The following is a 17,458-nucleotide window of genomic DNA, read 5'->3' as shown; positions in this document are numbered from 1 at the left end:
AAAAAACCGGTTTCACCAGGGCGGGGAACGCCCCGGTAAAGGGTCAAAATCTGAACGCACGTCGTGTGCAGACAGAAAAAATATCAGTGTGGATAAAATATCGTAAAACAGACAGAAGTAAATGCCGCTGAGTGTCACCAAAATGGCCTTTAATTAACGAATTAGCGCTGAGCCATTGAGTAAACGGGGTTAAAACGCGATAACACTGCTGACAATAGACATTATGCCACGTGTCAGCTGCTGGTCAGCTATTAATGCGAAGCGAGGGTGGAAATAGCTCAGCCGACAGGGGCGCCGGCTGAGGGCAGGATCAGTATTTTTCTTCGACCTGTTTATGGAACAGGGCACGGAACACCGGATAGATATCTTCCGGCTCACGAATATGCTGTATGGCAAAGTTGTCAAAGGTGGATTGCAGATGTTCATATTCGCGCCACAGCGTCTGATGGGCGCGCCGGGTGATTTCTATGTAGCTGTAGTAACGAACCACCGGCAGGATACTCTTCGCCAGAATTTCATGGCACAGAGGAGAATCGTCTGCCCAGTTGTCGCCATCCGATGCCTGAGCCGCATAGATGTTCCACTGGGCCGGATCGTAACGTTCCTTCACCACTTCATCCATCAGTTTGAGTGCGCTGGAGACAATCGTCCCGCCGGTTTCCTGCGAGTAGAAAAACTCCTGTTCGTCGACCTCTTTTGCCTGCGTATGGTGGCGAATATACACCACATCAACGTTCTTATACGTCCGGCTGAGGAACAAATACAGCAGAATATAAAAGCGCTTAGCCATATCCTTAGTGGCCTGATCCATCGAGCCTGAAACATCCATCAGGCAGAACATCACCGCCTGGCTGGAAGGTTCCGGTCGTTTTTCAAAGTTCTTATAGCGCAGATCAAACGTATCAATGAAGGGGACGCGTTTGATGCGGGCGCGCAGTTCCTCAATTTCCTGCCTGAGCCGTTCCTCTTCCAGCAGTTGCGCCGGTTCACTGTTTTCCACCCGCAGCAGTGAGGCTTCAAGCTCAGCCAGCAGACGACGTTTACCCGCCGTCATCGCGGTACGGCGCGCCAGCGAATTCTGCAGTGAGCGTACCACGCTGATATTGGCAGGCACGCCATTCGCGGTATATCCGGCCCGGTGGGTCTTATACTCATTGAGCTGGCGGTGCTGGTTCTTTTTCAGATTTGGCAGGGCCAGATCCTCGAACAGGAGATCCAGGTATTCATCTTTGGAAATATTAAAAACAAATTCATCCTGACCTTCACCATCTTTTCCGGCATTGCCCTGGCCGCTTCCGCTCCCGCCGCCACCGCCCTGAGGGCGTTCAACACGGTCATTTTGTACAAAATGGTCATTACCGGGATGAACACGATGGCGCTCGCCGCCCCGGCCCTGATGAAATCCCGGTTCGTTGATATCTTCCACAGGAATAGAGACGGATTCACCGCTGTCTACGTCAGTCACCGAACGCTTGTTGATGGCCTCGGAAATCGACTGTTTGATTTGCGATTTATAGCGGCGCAAAAAGCGCTGTCGGTTCACTGCGCTTTTGTTTTTACCGTTAAGACGCCGATCGATAAAATAGGCCATAGCTCCCCCAAACAGTGTTGCCGTCCGGCCCCCCTGTGCTGCCCGGGCCCGGACGGGTGCGACTTCCGAATCAGGATGATTTTCTCACGCGCAAATACCATTCACACAGCAAGCGAACCTGTTTACGTGTGTAGCCTTTCTCCATCATACGGTCGACAAAATCGTCGTGTTTTTTCTGCTCATCGGTGGATGTTTTCGCGTTAAAGGAGATAACCGGCAGCAGCTCCTCGGTGTTCGAGAACATTTTCTTCTCAATAACGGTGCGGAGTTTCTCATAGCTGGTCCAGTTCGGATTCCGGCCATTATTATGCGCCCGGGCACGCAGCACAAAGTTGACGATCTCATTACGGAAATCTTTCGGGTTACTGATCCCCGCTGGCTTCTCGATTTTTTCCAGCTCCGCGTTCAGGGACTCACGGTCAAACAGCTGGCCGGTATCCGGGTCGCGGTACTCCTGATCCTGGATCCAGAAATCCGCGTAAGTGACGTAGCGATCGAAGATATTCTGGCCGTACTCGGAATAAGACTCCAGGTAAGCCGTCTGGATCTCCTTACCAATAAACTCAGCGTATTTTGGGATCAGGTAACCTTTCAGATGCTCAAGATATTTTTCAGCCTGTTCCTGTGGGAACTGTTCGCGATCGATTTGCTGTTCGAGCACATAAAACAGGTGGACCGGGTTTGCCGCTACCTCAGCGTGGTCAAAGTTAAACACACGGGAAAGAATTTTAAAGGCAAAGCGCGTGGATAAACCGTTCATCCCCTCGTCCACGCCCGCATAATCGCGGTACTCCTGATAAGATTTCGACTTAGGATCGGTATCTTTCAGGCTTTCCCCGTCATACACGCGCATCTTCGAATAGGTGCTGGAGTTTTCAGGTTCTTTCAGGCGCGACAGAATCGAGAAACGGGCCAGGGTTTCCAGCGTGCCCGGCGCGCACGGTGCGTGGGTCAGTTCGCTGTTCACCAGCAGTTTGTCGTAAATCTTAATCTCTTCCGATACCCGCAGGCAGTAAGGGACTTTGACAATGTAAACACGGTCAAGGAAGGCCTCATTGTTTTTATTATTACGGAAAGTCACCCATTCTGATTCATTGGAGTGTGCCAGAATAATCCCGTTGAACGGCAGGGCTGAGATCCCCTCTGTTCCGTTGTAATTCCCTTCCTGCGTTGCCGTCAGCAGGGGATGCAGCACCTTAATCGGCGCTTTAAACATCTCCACGAATTCCATGATGCCCTGATTGGCCCGGCACAGCGCCCCGGAGTAGCCGTAAGCATCCGGATCGTTCTGCGCGTGATTTTCCAGCTTACGGATATCCACTTTACCCACCAGGGCAGAGATGTCCTGGTTGTTCTCATCTCCGGGCTCTGTTTTTGCTATTGCAACCTGTTCCAGAATGGATGGCCACACTTTAACGACTTTAAAGCGGGTGATATCGCCGCCGAAATCGTGCAGGCGTTTTGCCGCCCACGGCGACATAATTGTGCCAAGGTAGCGGCGCGGTACGCCGTACTCTTTTTCCAGAATATTGGCGTCCTCCTGCGGATTGAACAGGCAGAGCGGATGGTCATTCACCGGACTGCGTTCCCCGTCCGCCGTCAGCACATAAATTGGCACGCGCTGCATCAGAGATTTCAGACGTTCAGCGAGGGAAGATTTCCCTCCGCCGACGGGCCCCAGCAGGTAGAGGATCTGTTTCTTCTCTTCCAGCCCCTGTGCCGCGTGTTTCAGGTAGGAAACGATCTGTTCAATGGCATCTTCCATGCCATAAAACTCTTCAAACGCTGGATAACGGGCCACTACACGGTTTGAGAACAGCCGGGAAAGCCGGGGCTCCAGCGCGGTATCAACCATCACTGGCTCTCCAATGGCCATCAACAGTCGCTCTGCCGCGTTGGCGTAGGCACTGCGATCCTGGCGACAGATGGTCAGAAACTCCTGCAGTGTGAACTCTTCGTCCTTGGCAGCTTCATAACGCTGACGATAGTGATCGAATATATTCATGGGATGCCCGTCCTTTCTTTTTTAGCACAGGTACCAGGAGCCTAAGAAGAGCGAGCTCCTGAAGGAACTTAAGTGAGTACAGCAACCCTTATGCCAACCTGACTTGCTATCGGGCTACACAACATTGCCGCTCACTCTACTCGTTGGAATTTAGCGTCTTATAATTAAGCGTAGATCGCATTCAGGAAATTTCCTGACCTGCCAGCCATTTTCGATGAAATTTCAATAACAAAGTCATAAATCAGCAAAACAAATGCCTTGTGTGATGCGGCCTGACAGGGCTTTATAAAAAAATAACAACAACTCCAGACGTCAGGCATGGCGTCGGTAATTGATTATATGTGCTACGAATGATGTGAATTTATGACTCATTTCGCCCATACTGTTTAAAATGTTTAGTTGATTGTTATATTAATGGAATGAATAAATTGTGAACCAATTCAAACTTACAGCGCTAACTGTTCTGATACCTGTCTGTTTTGCTGCACCCCTCGCACAAGCTAACCCGCTGACGCTGGGCGCATCACTTCTTTATAGCCAGAGCCCCTATAAAAGTGGGCAGGATCGTTACTACCCTGTACCGATCATTAACTACGAAGGGGACAGCTTCTATATTCGCAGTCTTCAGGCGGGTTACTATCTGTGGAAAGACCAGCAGGATCAGCTTTCTCTGACCGTGCTGGGCTCACCGCAAAATTACGATCCTGATGACGCCGATGACGGTGACATGAAGTCATTGAGTAAGCGTCATATGACTCTGATGGGCGGTGTGGCTTACCGTCACAGCGCTGACTGGGGTATTGTCCGCACCACGCTGGTGGGGGATATGCTCGATAACAGCAACGGCATTATCTGGGATCTGACCTACCTTTATCGCTTCGAGTTCGGCCAGTTCAGCCTGACACCAGGGATTGGCGCATTGTGGAGCAGCGCCAATCAGAACAACTATTATTACGGTATCTCGTCTGCGGAATCACGACGCAGCGGTCTGGATCGCTACGATCCGGACAGCAGCTGGAGCCCGTACGTTGAGCTGACCGCCGGCTGGAACATCAGTGAACACTGGAATGCCACGCTGGCTGGCCGTTACAGCCGCCTGGGTGATGAGATCAAAGACAGCCCGATGGTCGATACCAGTTCACAAATGCTGTTGTGGACCGGCGTAAGCTATACCTTCTGAGGTTGATCGCTCTGCACCAAAAAAGGGCGCTCTGCGCCCTTTTTGTCAGATGAACTGCGCTAAAACCGTGCACGGAGAGTCGAATGAACCGGAAAATTACTTTTGCCGATGGTACCGTTTTGCCTGCGATAGGCCAGGGCACCTGGTTTATGGGAGAAGACGCGGGTCAGCAAGGTCAGGAAGTGGCCGCGCTGCAGGCCGGCCTTGAACGCGGGCTGACGCTGATTGACACGGCGGAAATGTACGCTGATGGCGGGGCCGAACGGGTGGTGGGGAAGGCCCTTGAAGGGCGTCGCGATCGCGCGTTTGTGGTGTCAAAAGTCTATCCGTGGAATGCCAGTGTGGTTGATGCGGTTGAAGCCTGTGAACGCAGTCTGACACGCTTAAATACCGACTATCTCGATCTTTATCTGCTGCACTGGCGCGGTAACATTCCCCTGGAAGAGACAATACGCGCCATGATAGCCCTGCAGCAGCAGGGTAAGATCCGTCGCTGGGGCGTGTCGAATTTTGATACGGACGATCTGCAGGAGTTACTGGCCGAGGACGGGGGCGGGCGCTGTGCGACCAATCAGGTGCTTTACCATCTTGGCTCGCGGGGGATTGAGTATGATTTGCTGCCAGAGTGCCAGCAACTGGCAATGCCGGTGATGGCTTACTGCCCACTGGCGCAGGCGGGACGACTGCGCAGTGAACTGATGAACCATCCCCTGCTTCTCGACATGGCCCGGCAGAAGGGCATCAGCGTCGTCCGTCTGCTGCTGGCATGGGTGATCCGTAAAGAAGGGGTGATGGCTATCCCGAAAGCAGGCACTGTCGCGCACGTGGACGACAATGCCGCTGCGCTGGACGTCTCACTCAGCAGTGAGGAGCTGGCGCTGATGAATCAGGCTTTTCCACCCCCCACTTCAAAGCTGCCACTGGACGTTGTCTGAAGCACCATGACCGGGCAGCGATAATGCTCAACGCCTGTTACGCACGCGGAAGGTGGTGGCCAGGCGGGCGGGTTGCTCACCCGCGCTGATCATGGGTTTGCTGACATGTGCCGTTTCAACGCAGACCATCGTTTTAAAGCCCTCATTCGCCATGTCTCCCATGCTACAGGAGAGTTCAGCTCCGGGGTTCCATGTGACAACGTCACTTTGATAGTGATGATGTACTTCAATGACCCGCTGCCCGGTCTTATCCTCAATCACGCTGCAGTCTGAAGGTTGAGTATAGATACGGTCGATGCGCTGAGGGTAGGTCTGCTTACCGTCCGCAGAGGTGCCGGTAACGCCGTTATTCACCTTGTCGATATAACTCTGCCCCAGGCCGCTGACTTCCACGCCGTCTATATCTGCCACGGCAAAATAGCTGTGCAGGGCGGCGGTGGCTTCAAAGTCTCCGTGGGCTTCAAGCTCAATTTCACAGCGGTCACCCAGGCGGAAGCGGGCAAGAAGCGTAAAGTCGTGCGGCCACAGTTTCCTGCTTTGTTCGCTGCTCTTTAATTCAAAGGTCAGCATCACGCTGCTCTCATTTTCATCATGCGCCGTTAAGTTCCACGGGAGCGTGCGGGCAAAGCCGTGTGCCGGTTCACCGGCGGGACCGAACCATGGCCAGCAGATCGGCACGCCGCCGCGAATCGCCTTGCCCGGTGTCCACGCCGTTTTATCGCTTAACCAGATGACGGGTTTTTCACCGGCAGGCTGCCAGGCAATAAGTTGCGCGCCCTGTAGCGTCACCGCGGCACGCACTTTAGGATGTGCCACCACCACCACGGGCAGGTCGCCCATCTGTCGCTGGGAGAGATAAGGAGTAATCTGGTTAATCACCGGCAGTGAAAAAATTTTTTCGTTCATCATTCAGCCTTCTGAAATTTAACCATAAAAAAAGGGCGACATCGTCGCCCTCATCATCATTTCACGTCGCTTATTTAGCGATGTGAGCAACCAGGTCCAGGACCTTGTTGGAGTAGCCAGTTTCGTTATCGTACCAGGAAACCAGTTTAACGAAGGTGTCGCTCAGGGCAATACCGGCTTTAGCATCGAAGATTGAAGTCAGTGTTTCACCGTTGAAATCGGTAGAAACCACTTCGTCTTCGGTGTAACCCAGAACGCCTTTCATTTCGCCTTCAGCAGCGGCTTTAATTGCAGCACAAATTTCTTTGTAAGAAGCAGGTTTAGCCAGACGTGCAGTCAGGTCAACAACGGAAACGTTAGGGGTAGGAACGCGGAACGCCATACCGGTCAGTTTACCGTTCAGTTCAGGGATCACTTTACCTACCGCTTTAGCTGCACCGGTAGAAGAAGGGATGATGTTCTGAGATGCGCCGCGGCCGCCGCGCCAGTCTTTGTGAGACGGGCCATCAACGGTTTTCTGAGTCGCAGTTGTTGCGTGTACAGTGGTCATCAGTGCTTCAACGATACCGAAGTTGTCGTTGATCACTTTTGCCAGCGGTGCCAGGCAGTTGGTGGTACAGGAAGCATTTGAAACGATATCCTGGCCAGCGTAAGACTTGTGGTTTACACCCATAACGAACATTGGGGTGTCATCTTTAGATGGACCGGTCAGAACAACTTTCTTCGCGCCCGCTTCGATGTGTTTACGTGCAGTTTCGTCGGTCAGGAAGATACCGGTCGCTTCTGCAACCACATCCACGCCTACTGCATCCCACTTCAGGTTAGCCGGGTCGCGCTCAGCGGTAACACGGATGGTTTTGCCGTTAACAACCAGATGGCCGTCTTTGACTTCCACGGTGCCATTGAAACGGCCGTGAGTTGAGTCGTATTTCAGCATGTAAGCCATGTACTCTGCGTCCAGCAGATCGTTGATTGCAACGATTTCTACATCAGAACGTTCCTGAGCAGCACGGAAAACGATGCGACCGATACGGCCAAAACCGTTGATACCTACTTTGATAGTCATATATTCCACCAGCTTGTTGATAGTGAATAAAAGGTTGGCTGTAAAATTACAAAAACCATACCAGGCGTCAAGCGGAATCGTGTCAATTGTTGCGACAAATCAAACTGTCGAACAGGAATTATTCAACACAAAACCTTATTCTTGACGCACGAACAACATTGATCTTGGGGCATGTTGCCTGAATATAAAGGGGTCAGCACCTTAAAGGGTGATCTGCGTCACAAAATCAGAGTGGACTGGATCACGATGTGCTGACGATGAGAAAAAATCACCTGATCTTGTTAAGTATTTGTTAGAATACTAACCGATATTTTCAGAATAACACTGCCAGAGAGTCTAGCATGGCTAAAGATAATACACCTTTCTCACCCGAAAATGAGTTAACCGAGATGCAGCGCTATGTCACCCAGCAGCGCGGCACAGAACCACCATACTCGGGAAAACTGCTGCACAACAAAAACGAAGGCATCTATCACTGCCTGGTGTGTCAGGCGCCGTTGTTCCTTTCCAAAACGAAATATGACTCAGGCTGTGGCTGGCCGAGCTTTTATCAGCCTTATAACGATGAGGCAATCCGCTACGTGGAAGATAACACCCACGGTATGCAACGTATTGAAATTCGTTGCGGAAGCTGCGATTCGCACCTTGGCCACGTCTTTCCGGACGGTCCCCAGCCGACCGGTGAGCGCTTCTGCGTCAATTCCGCCTCGTTGAGTTTCACCGACGACGACGGCCACAGCACTCAGGGTTAGGAGTCACGATGGAACTGGAAGAGATGATCGCCAGCATGACGCCGGAAGTGTACCAGCGACTGGTGACGGCCGTGGAAACGGGCAAGTGGGGCGATGGTGTGGCGCTGACGCCGGAACAGAAAGAGAACAGCCTGCAACTGGTGTTACTCTGGCAGGCACGTCACAACGACAATCCGCAACATATGACCATCGCCAGGGGGGGAGAGATAGTGACGAAAAGTAAAAAACAGCTGAAAGAAGAGTTTGGCATCCCCGACGATGCCGTGACGCGCATTAAACTGCAATAAATTATTCCTGCAGGAATAAACGGCGCTATTATTTCACCGGGACGCACGTTATTGCGTGCCGGTTTAGTCACGTCCTAGACGATCCCGGCCCCGGCCATCGCCATGTCTGCCAGCGCCCGCTCACTGTCATTTTCCCGAAGATTGACCCCGCGACAGCCTGCGCTGATCACCTCAACCTGATAGCCAAGCGTCAGAGCGTCCAGGACGCTGAATTTTACGCAGTAGTCAGTGGCCAGACCCATGACAGTCAGGGCGGTGATCCCCCGCGCCTGAAGCCATCCGTGCAGCAGCGTCTGCTGACGCTGGCCGTTATCGTAAAAGGCGCTGTAGCTGTCGATATCCGGATCCTCGCCTTTGCGCACCTGGAGTGTCAACAGTGAACGATCGAGCCCGGGGTGCAGTTCAGCCCCCGGGCTGAGCTGCACGCAGTGGTCCGGCCACCACACCTGAGGCAGGCCGTTCAGCTCGCCCCACGTTCCCGGCTGTGTACCGGCATTGCTGGCAAAACTGCCGTGTTCTGCGGGGTGCCAGTCGAGCGTGGCAATGACCGGCTGCCCGCGCTGGTGGAAGGTTGCAGCCAGCCTATTAGCGAGAGCAATCGTTTGATCACCCTCGCTGACCGCCAGTGCACCGCCGGGGCAAAAATCATTTTGTAAATCGATTAATAACAGTGCCTGGCGGTCACGCATGATCAGTCCTGGGTCAGTTCGCCGCGCAGATTCTGCATCATCAACCGGCGAATGTCATCGCTGGAGAGATCCTGACTGAGCAGAAAGTGCAGTTTGGTCAGCGTTGCCTCTACAGTCAGGTCAGCCCCGCTCACCACCCCGGCATGTGCCAGTGCGTTCCCCGTGGCATAGCCGCCCATATTGACCTTACCCGACATGCACTGGGTAAGATTGACGACGACAATGCCGCGATCGGATGCCTCTTTCAGCTCCCGCAGGAACTCCTTATTCTGTGGCGCATTGCCCACGCCATAAGAGCGCAGGATCAGGGCCTTAACCGGTTGTTGCAGAAAATTACGCACCACCTCAGCCGAAATGCCCGGGTAAATCGTCACCACACCAATCGGCTGCGGTGTGATCGGATGAACGATCAACTCCCCCTGGCCTGCCGGGGCCGGCGGCGTATTCAGGCGACGAATATGGATACCTGCTTCCAGCAGGGGGGCAAGGTTAGGGGAAGCAAAGGCGTTGAAACCATCGGCATGAGCCTTGGTGGTGCGGTTACCGCGATACAGGGTATTGTTGAAGAATAACGTGACTTCATTGATCGGATAGTTCGCCGCAACGAAAAGGGCGTTCAGCAGATTTTGCTGACCGTCGGAGCGCAACTGCTCCAGCGGGATCTGAGAGCCGGTGACGATGACCGGCTTGGCCAGGTTTTCCAGCATGAACGACAGCGCTGAGGCGGTAAAGGCCATGGTGTCGGTGCCGTGTAAAATGACAAAGCCGTCGTAGTGGTCATAATTCAGGCGAATATCATCAGCAATCGATTGCCAGTCCTGCGGCGTCATATCCGATGAGTCAATCAGCGGCTGGTACTCATGGATGGTGAAATCTGGCATCTCGGGTCGGTGAAATTCGGGCATGTTCGCCAGCTGGCGCTGCAGGTGGCCTGACACAGGAACAAAGCCGTGTTCGGAGCGTTGCATACCGATCGTCCCGCCGGTATAGGCGACATAAATGGATTTCTTTTGCATTAGTAAACTCAGGACTTGCCAAAAAAGCGCAGTATAAGGGGAAACGGGAGGAAAAACAGCCCGACCAGATGGCGTCGGGCTGATTAGTGAACCGGGTCACATCTACTTGACGTTACCGCAGGTCAGACAGAAAGCGTAGCGGTTCTGCGGGTCATTTAACTCTCCCATCAATCCTGGCTGCGCTTTCATAGCCTTCATGACGTCCAGCATCGGGGCGGGAAGGTACGCTTTCAGCGCCTCTGGCAGCGCCGCATGTGCGGAAGCATCCACCTGGCTGAACAACGCTTCCAGCAGCCCCGGTTCGCTCTGATACCAGTCAAGTTGCACCTCGTTCAGCTTCGCCAGCTCTTTGGCTTTCGCCACGGCATCGTCGAAGTCCCCCAGTGCATCCACCAGGCCATTCGCTTTCGCATCACTGCCGGTCCAGACATGTCCCTGAGCGATCTGATCAATCTGTTCCGGCGTTTTATTGCGTGACTTCGCCACTAAGCCGATGAAGTTTTTGTAACCATTTTCGATGGTTAACTGCATCAGCTGCTGGACTTCTGGCGGCAGTGCCTTGGTACTGGCAACGTCTGCCAGCGGGGAGGTGGCCACGCCATCGGTATGGACGCCAATCGCATCCAGCGAATTTTCCACGGTGTTAATCACGCCAAAGATACCGATAGATCCGGTCAGGGTGTTCGGGCTGGCAATGATGTAGTTAGCCGGGGTAGAAACCCAGTAGCCGCCTGATGCTGCCATTCCCCCCATAGAGACGACCACCGGCTTACCAGCGGCTTTCGCTGCGGCAAGTTCTTCCCGTATCATCTCTGATGCCGTCACGCTGCCACCCGGGCTGTTGACGCGGAAAATAATGGCTTTGATTTTCGGATCAAGGCGGGCGTCACGGATCTCAAGTGCGGTGGTATCGCTTCCGACACTACCCGGTGTTTCTTCGCCATCCATAATGGCACCGTTTGCCGTGATCACTGCAATGTTGCCATCGGTGGTGGGGGCATTTTTCAGCGGATAATCATAAATACTGGTGCCGTTATAATCTTTTGCCTGCTTGTCCCAGCCGAAGGTTTTCACCAGTTGCTGATCGACAAGGGATGGGGAAGCCAGCTCGTCCACCAGTTTGCTGTCCTTCGCATACTGCGCTGTATCGCCGCCGACTTTATTCAGACCATCAAGAACCCCCTGGGCGCCCGGGAAGACCTGATCGGCGGTGATCTGACGGTTTGCCGCCAGCGTATTAACATAGTTCTGCCACAGTTCACCGACCCAGCGGCTGTCTGCATCACGCGCTGCCGGTGACATATCGTCACGCAGGAACGGCTCTACGGCGGACTTATACGTGCCAACGCGGAACACGTGCGAGCTGACCTTAAGTTTGTCCAGCAGCGTTTTATAGTAAAGACCGTTGGTCGCAAAACCGTGCAGGTCTACCGTACCCTGAGGCGAAAGGTAGATCTTACTGGCATAGCTGGCGAGATAATATTGCGCCTGCGTGTAACTGTCGCCCGTCGCATAGATGGGTTTACCGCTGTCGCGGAATTCGCGTAACGCCTTGCCAATGTATTGCAGTGAGGGTTGGTCAGCACCGGCAAAATTACGTAAATCCAGCACCATACCGGTAATTTTCGCATCACCCTTCGCCTGGCGAATGGCATCGACCACGTCAAACAGGGAATTTTCTTTCAGACGATCGCTGCTGGAGCCCAGAAGCTCGCGGCCCAGTTTACTCATGGTGCTACTGACGGAGGGTTTGTCCACCACGACACCACTGAGGTCAACGGTTAGCGCTCCTTTCTGCACGTCGGCCGGGGTGTTTGCACTGTTAAACTGGAACCAGACACCGGCCCCGACCAGTATCAGCAGGACAAGGAAAAGGTTAAGAATAAATTCGCGTACAAAATTCAGCACCCGCCATGTCCACCTGAAAATATTAGCGATAATTCGCCACAAGACGCGCATACACTCTCCATAATCGCAATGAAATGCCCGGTGCGGCACGTGTTGGTGACAACGTAACCGCTAAACCGGGCAGTAATAGACCACATCCTAATTAGCAGTGGCGTAATTGTCAGCAGGAAAAAGTGCAATGCTGTAACAAAACATCATCCTGTGCTAGTTTCAGCGGGATACCAATCATTATCAGGAGGAAGTAATGGACGCTCTGGAATTGCTGGTTAACCGTCGTTCTGCATCCCGTCTGGCCGCGCCCGCCCCGGCGGGTGAGGTACTGGAAAATATTCTGCGCGCCGGAATGCGTGCTCCCGACCATGGCACACTGCAGCCGTGGCGCTTTATTATTATCGAAGAGGAAGGGCGCGATCGCTTTAGCGCACTGCTGGAAAAGGTGTCCCGTGAGGGGCAACTTGACGATAAGGCCATCGAGAAAGCCCGGCAGGCACCGTTCCGCGCGCCGATGATCATTACGGTGGTGGCGCACTGCGAAGAACATCACAAGGTGCCCCGTTGGGAACAGGTCGTTTCTGCCGGCTGTGCCGTGATGGCGATGCAGATGGCGGCAGCCGCACAGGGGTTTAACGGCATCTGGCGAACAGGGGCATGGACAGAAAACGACGCCGTGCGTCAGGCCTTCCACTGCCGCCCACAGGACGCCATCGTGGGCTTCCTTTACCTTGGCACACCGCAGCTTAAATCTTCGACAAATGTATTGCCGTCCGACACTGCGCCGTTTGTCAGCTATTTCTGAGTAATGGAAAGATGAACGAAACCCCCCTTCGTCTGACGCAGTACAGCCATGGAGCCGGCTGCGGTTGTAAAATATCCCCCCGGGTGCTGGATACAATTCTGCACAGCGATCACCCTCTGCGCCACGATCCTCACCTGCTGGTGGGGAACGAGACCCGTGACGATGCTGCCGTTTACGACCTCGGTAACGGAACAGCGGTGATCAGTACCACCGACTTTTTTATGCCGATCGTCGATGATCCTTTCGACTTTGGCCGTATTGCTGCCACCAACGCTATCAGTGATATCTGGGCGATGGGCGGCAAACCGATTATGGCCATTGCTATTCTCGGCTGGCCGGTCAACGTTCTGGCCCCGGAGATTGCCCGCCGGGTGATTGAGGGAGGCCGAAGTGTCTGCGAGCAGGCGGGTATCAGCCTGGCGGGCGGGCACTCCATTGACGCCCCGGAACCGATTTTCGGGCTGGCAGTGACGGGCATCGTGGCCACTGACCAGGTCAAGCGCAACAGCGAGGCACGCCCGGGATGCCGCCTGTATCTCACCAAACCGCTCGGCATCGGCGTGCTGACTACCGCCGAGAAAAAAGCGTTGCTGCGGCCTGAACATACCGGGGTGGCGACAGAAACCATGTGCCAGCTCAATCAGGTTGGGGCAGCATTTGCCCCGGCTGCGGGCGTCAGCGCGATGACCGACGTGACCGGCTTCGGACTGCTGGGGCATCTGAGCGAGATGTGCCAGGGCGCGGGTCTGCACGCCGACCTCTGGTTCAGCGCCATTCCACGCCTGTCGGGGGTGGACGAGTATATTGCCCTCGGTTGCGTCCCGGGCGGGACAGAACGCAATTTTGCCAGCTACGGGCATCTGGTGGGTACGATGAGCGACGCTCAACGTCAGCTGCTGTGTGACCCGCAAACCTCCGGCGGCCTGTTGCTGGCGGTGCTGCCCGGTTCAGAGGCAGAGGTCGAGGCTATTGCCGCTGCGCACGCTATTTCGCTAACACCTATTGGCGAACTCCTGACGGCGCAGGCCGGCAGGGCCGTTATTGAAGTCAAACCCTGAGCAGGAATTCACCCCCGGATGCGTTTGTTTATTGCCGAGAAACCCAGTCTTGCCCGTGCTATTGCGGATGTCCTGCCAAAACCCCACCGTCGGGGCGACGGTTACATTGCCTGTGGCCAGGACCAGGTGGTGACCTGGTGCGTAGGGCACCTGCTGGAGCAGGCACAGCCTGACAGTTATAATAGCCGCTACGCCCGCTGGTCGCTGGCCGACCTGCCGATTGTGCCGGAAAAATGGCAGTTACAGCCGCGGCCTTCCGTAGCGAAGCAGCTCAACGTCATCAAAGGGTTGCTGGCACAGGCGAGCGTGGTGGTCCATGCCGGTGACCCGGATCGTGAAGGGCAGCTGCTGGTCGATGAAGTGCTGGACTACCTGACTCTGCCCGCCGAAAAGCGGGCGCAGGTGCAGCGCTGTCTGATCAACGATCTTAACCCGCAGGCCGTCGAGCGTGCGATCGATCGCCTGCGTGAAAACCGCGAATTTATTCCGCTCTGTGTCTCTGCCCTGGCCAGATCCCGCGCTGACTGGCTGTACGGCATTAATATGACCCGTGCCTATACGCTGCTGGGCCGCAATGCGGGTTATGATGGCGTGCTCTCGGTCGGCCGCGTGCAAACGCCGGTGCTCGGGCTGGTCGTGCGTCGTGATGAAGAGATCGAAAATTTTGTTGCCAAAGATTTTTTTGAAGTTAAAGCGCACATTATCACCCCGAAGGATGAGCGTTTTGTGGCGTTGTGGCAGCCCAGTGATGCCTGTGAGCCTTATCAGGATGAAGAAGGACGCCTGCTACATCGTACTCTTGCTGACCATGTAGTGGGGCGCATTGGCGGGCAGCCCGCCCACGTGACCAGCTATAACGATAAGCGGGAAAATGACACGGCACCGCTGCCTTTTTCCCTGTCGGCTTTACAGATTGAGGCGGGGAAGCGTTTCGGCCTGAGCGCCCAGACGGTGCTGGACACCTGCCAGCGACTTTATGAAACTCACAAACTGATCACTTATCCGCGTTCTGACAGCCGCTATTTGCCAGATGAGCACTTTGCCGGACGTCAGGCAGTACTGAATGCAATCAAGGTACATCAGCCGGATTTAGCGCCACCGGCAGATTTCAACAGTGACCAGAAGAACCGCTGCTGGGATGATAAAAAGGTCGATGCCCACCATGCGATTGTACCCACTGCCCGCAGCAGCCGGGTGAATCTGAGCGATAATGAGCAGCAGATTTATCGGTTGATCGCCACGCAGTATCTGATGCAGTTCTGCCCGGACGCCGTGTACCGCAAATGTGTTATTGAACTGGATATTGCTGGCGGTAAATTTGTCGCAAAGGCACGCTTTCTTGCCGAAGCCGGATGGCGTGCGCTGCTGGGCAGCAAAGAGCGCGATGAAGAGAATGACGGCACGCCGCTGCCGGTGGTAAAGAAAAATGATGAGCTGCTGTGCGAGCGGGGGGAAGTGGTGGAAAAGCAAACACAGCCGCCGCGACCGTTCACTGATGCCACGCTGCTGTCAGCCATGACGGGGATTGCACGCTTTGTTCAGGATAAAGATCTAAAGAAAGTGCTGCGTGCGACCGATGGTTTAGGAACTGAGGCGACGCGTGCCGGGATCATCGAGCTGCTGTTTAAACGCACCTTCCTGTATAAAAAGGGGCGCTATATTCACTCCAGCCCGGCGGGGCGCGCGTTGATTCATTCACTGCCGGAGATGGCCGCGCGGCCAGATATGACGGCGCAGTGGGAGTCTACCCTGACCAAAATCAGTGAAAAGCAGTGCCGCTATCAGGACTTTATGTTCCCGCTGGTGGAAACCCTGCACAGTCTGATCCACCAGGCGCGGCAGCAGCCGGCTGCGCACGCATTCCGGGGCCTGCCTGCTCCGGCAACGAACAAAGCGAAAAAGCCGCGACGCAAGGCGGCGAAAGAGAAGGAAAGTGAGTGATGAAAGTGCATCTGGCTATGCTGCTGCTGTGTGCCATCAGCGCCCCGTCGCTGGCAGAGCGTTACATCAGTAACGGTCACGGCGACAGTGGTCAATACGGTGGCGGCGGTAATGCTGACGTGGTGGTGGATATGCCGCCAGAAGTCTGGACGCAGGGCGGTCGTGACAGTGCACCCGCGTGTCAGCGCTGCTGTACCTTTGAGAACCGCAGCTATACCGAAGGCGCGGTATTGAAAAGTGAGGGTGTCCTGCTGCAGTGCGTGCGCGACGAAAAGTCACTGGGCACCAATAATCTTATCTGGCGGATTGTAAAATAGCGTGGAGTGCGTCGGGAAGGGGGGGGCGTTGCTCCCCGTCCCGACGCTGACCCGTCAGGATGACAGGTTGAATTCTGCCCAGATCGGCGCATGGTCAGAGGGTTTTTCCATGCTGCGGATCGCATAGTCAATCCCGGTGGCCACACAGCGCTCTGCAAGCGGTCGGCTGGCCAGCACCAGGTCAATACGCAGCCCGCGGTTGTCATCAAAGCCTTTTGAACGATAGTCAAACCATGAGAAGCGGTCGTTGACGTCCGGGTTCTGGGCGCGCCAGGTATCGACCAGGCCCCAGTTCATCAGGCGATCCATCCACTCGCGCTCTTCCGGCAGGAAAGAACACTTCCCGGTACGCAGCCAGCGCTTACGGCTGTCTTCGCCGATACCAATATCCAGGTCGGTGCTGCTGATATTCATATCACCCATGATCAATACTTTATTGTCGGCAGTCTGCTGCTGCTCAAGGTAGTTTTGCAGATCGCGATAAAATTTCTCTTTCGCCGGGAATTTCGTCGGGTGGTCGCGGCTTTCTCCCTGCGGGAAATAGCCATTGAGCACGGTGACAATCCCCGATGGGGTCTGGATGTCTGCCATAATCATCCGGCGCTGGGCCTCTTCATCATCGCCATCAAAGCCACGGCGGACGGCGACAGGCTCTGCTTTCGTCATCAGGGCGACGCCGTAGTGGCCTTTCTGCCCGTGATAAAACACGTGATAGCCGAGTTTAGCCACGTCCTCAAGCGGGAACATATCGTCGTGTACTTTTGTTTCCTGCAGACCGATGACGTCCGGCTGATGCTGCTCAACAATCGCTTCAAGCTGATGAGGTCGAGCACGCAGCCCATTGATATTAAAAGAAAGAAATTTCATAGCGCAGGCCATTTTGCGTGAATTAAGAGGGCGGAATGGTAGCAGGTTTCAGGCAGAGAAAGAAATATTGCTGTGAGACATGGCGTGGCCTTACTGCGCTCGACATAAACCTTCGGGGCGACGCTTCTCATCCTTCCCATCGAG

General features: G+C 54.6%; 16 protein-coding genes. 8 read left to right on the top strand and 8 right to left on the bottom strand.

All coding sequences use genetic code 11. The features are described 5' to 3' along the window. Window positions 1-310: 310 nt before the first annotated feature. Entirely contained in the window at window positions 311-1,591 is a 1,281-nt protein-coding gene (locus tag EPE01S_RS13920; RefSeq protein WP_062746145.1) for a YeaH/YhbH family protein, read from the bottom strand. A gap of 70 nt (window positions 1,592-1,661) precedes the next feature. Continuing rightward, window positions 1,662-3,596, bottom strand: a complete 1,935-nt coding sequence (gene yeaG / locus EPE01S_RS13915; protein WP_062746143.1) for a protein kinase YeaG — start codon at window positions 3,594-3,596, stop codon at window positions 1,662-1,664. A gap of 430 nt (window positions 3,597-4,026) precedes the next feature. Between yeaG and EPE01S_RS13910 the strand changes: the two genes are divergently transcribed. Together EPE01S_RS13910 and EPE01S_RS13905 are read left to right on the top strand one after the other, a co-directional pair. Then, window positions 4,027-4,776: a MipA/OmpV family protein gene (locus EPE01S_RS13910; RefSeq protein ID WP_062746141.1), complete on the top strand. Its 750-nt coding sequence runs from the start codon at window positions 4,027-4,029 to the stop codon at window positions 4,774-4,776. An 83-nt stretch (window positions 4,777-4,859) separates the two neighbouring features. Next, window positions 4,860-5,711, top strand: coding sequence for an aldo/keto reductase (locus EPE01S_RS13905; protein WP_062746139.1), 852 nt, complete (start codon window positions 4,860-4,862; stop codon window positions 5,709-5,711). 27 nt (window positions 5,712-5,738) lie between these two features. Here the strand turns inward: EPE01S_RS13905 and EPE01S_RS13900 are convergent, their stop codons facing one another. Together EPE01S_RS13900 and gapA are read right to left on the bottom strand one after the other, a co-directional pair. Further along, on the bottom strand, window positions 5,739-6,617 hold the full coding sequence (locus EPE01S_RS13900; RefSeq protein WP_062746403.1) for a D-hexose-6-phosphate mutarotase: 879 nt from the start codon (window positions 6,615-6,617) through the stop codon (window positions 5,739-5,741). 70 nt (window positions 6,618-6,687) lie between these two features. Continuing rightward, a complete protein-coding gene (gapA, locus tag EPE01S_RS13895) occupies window positions 6,688-7,683 on the bottom strand; it encodes a glyceraldehyde-3-phosphate dehydrogenase (protein WP_062746136.1) in 996 nt (331 codons plus the stop codon). A gap of 341 nt (window positions 7,684-8,024) precedes the next feature. Between gapA and msrB the strand changes: the two genes are divergently transcribed. Beyond that, a complete protein-coding gene (msrB, locus tag EPE01S_RS13890) occupies window positions 8,025-8,435 on the top strand; it encodes a peptide-methionine (R)-S-oxide reductase MsrB (protein WP_062746134.1) in 411 nt (136 codons plus the stop codon). An 8-nt stretch (window positions 8,436-8,443) separates the two neighbouring features. Further along, entirely contained in the window at window positions 8,444-8,722 is a 279-nt protein-coding gene (locus EPE01S_RS13885; protein WP_062746132.1) for a YeaC family protein, read from the top strand. A 74-nt stretch (window positions 8,723-8,796) separates the two neighbouring features. Here the strand turns inward: EPE01S_RS13885 and pncA are convergent, their stop codons facing one another. The 3 genes from pncA to sppA all read right to left on the bottom strand — a co-directional run bounded on the left by pncA (window position 8,797) and on the right by sppA (window position 12,386). Next, complete coding sequence (gene pncA / locus EPE01S_RS13880; protein WP_062746129.1) at window positions 8,797-9,411, bottom strand: bifunctional nicotinamidase/pyrazinamidase; 615 nt, start codon at window positions 9,409-9,411, stop codon at window positions 8,797-8,799. 2 nt (window positions 9,412-9,413) lie between these two features. Continuing rightward, window positions 9,414-10,427, bottom strand: coding sequence for an asparaginase (ansA, locus tag EPE01S_RS13875; RefSeq protein WP_062746127.1), 1,014 nt, complete (start codon window positions 10,425-10,427; stop codon window positions 9,414-9,416). A 102-nt stretch (window positions 10,428-10,529) separates the two neighbouring features. Next, window positions 10,530-12,386 (bottom strand): signal peptide peptidase SppA, encoded by a 1,857-nt coding sequence (gene sppA, locus EPE01S_RS13870; protein ID WP_062746125.1) that lies wholly within the window; start codon window positions 12,384-12,386, stop codon window positions 10,530-10,532. 193 nt (window positions 12,387-12,579) lie between these two features. Between sppA and EPE01S_RS13865 the strand changes: the two genes are divergently transcribed. From EPE01S_RS13865 to EPE01S_RS13850, 4 genes are read left to right on the top strand one after another with little or no spacing between them, the layout of a single operon-like run. Further along, on the top strand, window positions 12,580-13,131 hold the full coding sequence (locus tag EPE01S_RS13865; RefSeq protein ID WP_062746123.1) for an NAD(P)H nitroreductase: 552 nt from the start codon (window positions 12,580-12,582) through the stop codon (window positions 13,129-13,131). An 11-nt stretch (window positions 13,132-13,142) separates the two neighbouring features. Beyond that, window positions 13,143-14,189, top strand: a complete 1,047-nt coding sequence (gene selD, locus EPE01S_RS13860; RefSeq protein ID WP_062746121.1) for a selenide, water dikinase SelD — start codon at window positions 13,143-13,145, stop codon at window positions 14,187-14,189. 18 nt (window positions 14,190-14,207) lie between these two features. Then, complete coding sequence (locus EPE01S_RS13855; RefSeq protein WP_062746119.1) at window positions 14,208-16,130, top strand: DNA topoisomerase III; 1,923 nt, start codon at window positions 14,208-14,210, stop codon at window positions 16,128-16,130. After that, window positions 16,130-16,447 (top strand): YnjH family protein, encoded by a 318-nt coding sequence (locus EPE01S_RS13850; protein WP_062746116.1) that lies wholly within the window; start codon window positions 16,130-16,132, stop codon window positions 16,445-16,447. The genes EPE01S_RS13855 and EPE01S_RS13850 overlap by 1 nt, the downstream gene beginning before the upstream one ends. Window positions 16,448-16,501: 54 nt before the next feature. Here the strand turns inward: EPE01S_RS13850 and xthA are convergent, their stop codons facing one another. After that, window positions 16,502-17,314 (bottom strand): exodeoxyribonuclease III, encoded by an 813-nt coding sequence (xthA, locus tag EPE01S_RS13845; protein ID WP_062746115.1) that lies wholly within the window; start codon window positions 17,312-17,314, stop codon window positions 16,502-16,504. Between the last annotated feature and the right edge of the window lie 144 nt (window positions 17,315-17,458).

Origin of the sequence: Erwinia persicina NBRC 102418, assembly GCF_001571305.1 — a bacterium.
Classification (GTDB): Bacteria; Pseudomonadota; Gammaproteobacteria; order Enterobacterales; family Enterobacteriaceae; genus Erwinia; species Erwinia persicina.
The sequence above is the reverse complement of the archived record's forward strand: the minus strand, read 5'-3'. Positions and strand labels throughout refer to the sequence as shown.